Origin of the sequence: Enterobacter chinensis (assembly GCF_034008295.1) — a bacterium.
GTDB lineage: Bacteria > Pseudomonadota > Gammaproteobacteria > Enterobacterales > Enterobacteriaceae > Enterobacter > Enterobacter chinensis.
On record NZ_JARDVI010000014.1, the window covers coordinates 1 to 1,910 of the forward strand.

Consider the following 1,910-nt stretch of genomic DNA (forward strand, 5'->3'; position numbering starts at 1 on the left):
TATGACTTCCGCAAGCCGAACGCGTGGCTGTTCCAGGCGCAGCAGAACCCGGCGTCGCCGAAGCCGGGCAGCATTGACGTCTACGACTGGCCGGGAAGATTTGTCGAGACGGGTCATGCGGAGTTCTACGCCCGCATTCGCCAGGAGCGCTGGCAGGTTGAGCACCAGCAGATTCAGGCCACCGCCACGGCGGCGGGCATTGCGCCGGGCCACATCTTCACCCTGACTAACGCGCCGTTCTTCAGCGATAACGGCCAGTATCTGGTGACGGCGGCCGGATACCACTTCGAGGAGAACCGCTACGCCAGCGGCGAGGGTGAAACCATTCACCGCACCGATTTCACGGTCATCCCGGCGTCGGTGTCGTACCGTCCGGCGCAGAGCACGGCGTGGCCGCGCACCTACGGCCCGCAGACGGCGAAAGTCGTGGGGCCGCAGGGGGAGAGTATCTGGACGGACAAATACGGTCGCGTGAAGGTGAAGTTCCACTGGGACCGTCTGGCGAAGGGGGACGACACCAGCTCCTGCTGGGTGCGCGTGTCGAGCGCGTGGGCGGGCCAGGGCTACGGCGGGGTGCAAATTCCGCGCGTGGGCGATGAGGTGGTGGTGGACTTTATCAACGGCGACCCGGACCGTCCTATCATTACCGGTCGCGTGTATAACGAAGCCAGCATGCCGCCGTGGGCGCTGCCGGCAGCGGCGACGCAGATGGGCTTTATGAGCCGGACGAAAGACGGCTCCGTCGACAACGCCAACGCCCTGCGCTTTGAAGACAAGGCGGGGGGCGAGCAGGTGTGGCTCCAGGCCGAACGCAACCTGGATATCAACGTCAAAAATGATGAATCCCATTCGACTGAAAAGAATCGAACCCAATATGTGGGAGAAGATGAAACCTTACGGGTTGTAAAAAATCAGAAAGCGGGCGTTAAAGGGGACGTCGTTTGCCTGACGGGTAACAGTCGCAGTGACAAAGTGGTTAACGATTATATACTTTCGGCGGGTAATACACTGAGGCTGGAGTGCGGTGAAAGCGCCATTGAATTATCGAAAGATGGAAGCGTTAATATCATTGGCAATAACTTCAACTTTACTGCTAAGCAGAATGCGCAAATAAACACGCTTGGCGGTGAACTGCATCTGAATCCTACCGGTGGAAGCAATGCGATCAATCCTCCTGGGGCATCCCACCAGACGGCAATCCAGCAGGAAGTGGATGGCTTTTTTGTTTTCAACGCCAATAAGTAAACGTATTCAGGCTGGCTCATAACCGACTACCCCGTCACCGTAAGGCGACGGGGTAGTCGATAGGATAAATTGTAATGCACTGGTTTTTCTTTCTTTTCTTTTTGATCCTGACGCTGGCGGTTATCTGGAATGAAAAGAACTTATTTAATAAAAAACAGTGGATCATAACGGGCCTGATGTTGGTGCTTGCTCTGCTTTCTACGGTTGTCATTGGTTTCTTTTTGAAATGGCTGGCGCAGTCATTTTTATTATTCCCTGTAGCGGTGGCAAAAAAATACACCATCATCATTTCTATGTCTCTCCTGTGCGTCTGGGGTATGAAATTTGCCGTCGCTTTGCTGTGTACTCTATTTTCAGGCGTTATGGCCGCGCATAAAAAAATGAATTTTCGCAATTATGAAAAGATCTCCCTGATGTCACGCACCGTAGCGCCGCCCTTATTTGTCTTCGCTAAACTCCTTCTCTCGTTAGGGTGTGTCCTTATGTTTTCAGGCCTGTGGCTTAAGTAAGCGTTGCGATTGACGCTGCTTCGTGGCCGCTGAAACAAAGATGTTGCATTTACGGAATAACGATTATGCTCAACCGAATTACCGTTCAGCTCCCGGTCGAGGGGCTGCTCTTCTGGAAACTCTCCGGCCGCGAGGCGATGTCCGAGTCGTTCGCCC

2 protein-coding genes are annotated in these 1,910 nt (G+C 54.4%); both read left to right on the top strand.

Going from position 1 to position 1,910, the window contains the following annotated elements; genetic code table 11:
- Positions 1–1,245, top strand: a 1,245-nt coding sequence (locus PYW49_RS23240) for a type VI secretion system Vgr family protein (RefSeq protein ID WP_320387681.1), incomplete at its 5' end; no start/stop codon positions are given.
- Positions 1,246–1,319: 74 nt separating this feature from the next.
- Positions 1,320–1,754 carry a hypothetical protein gene (locus PYW49_RS23245; RefSeq protein WP_320387683.1) on the top strand — a complete coding sequence of 145 codons (435 nt, stop codon included), beginning with the start codon at positions 1,320–1,322 and terminating at the stop codon, positions 1,752–1,754.
- The last annotated feature ends 156 nt before the right edge of the window (positions 1,755–1,910 follow it).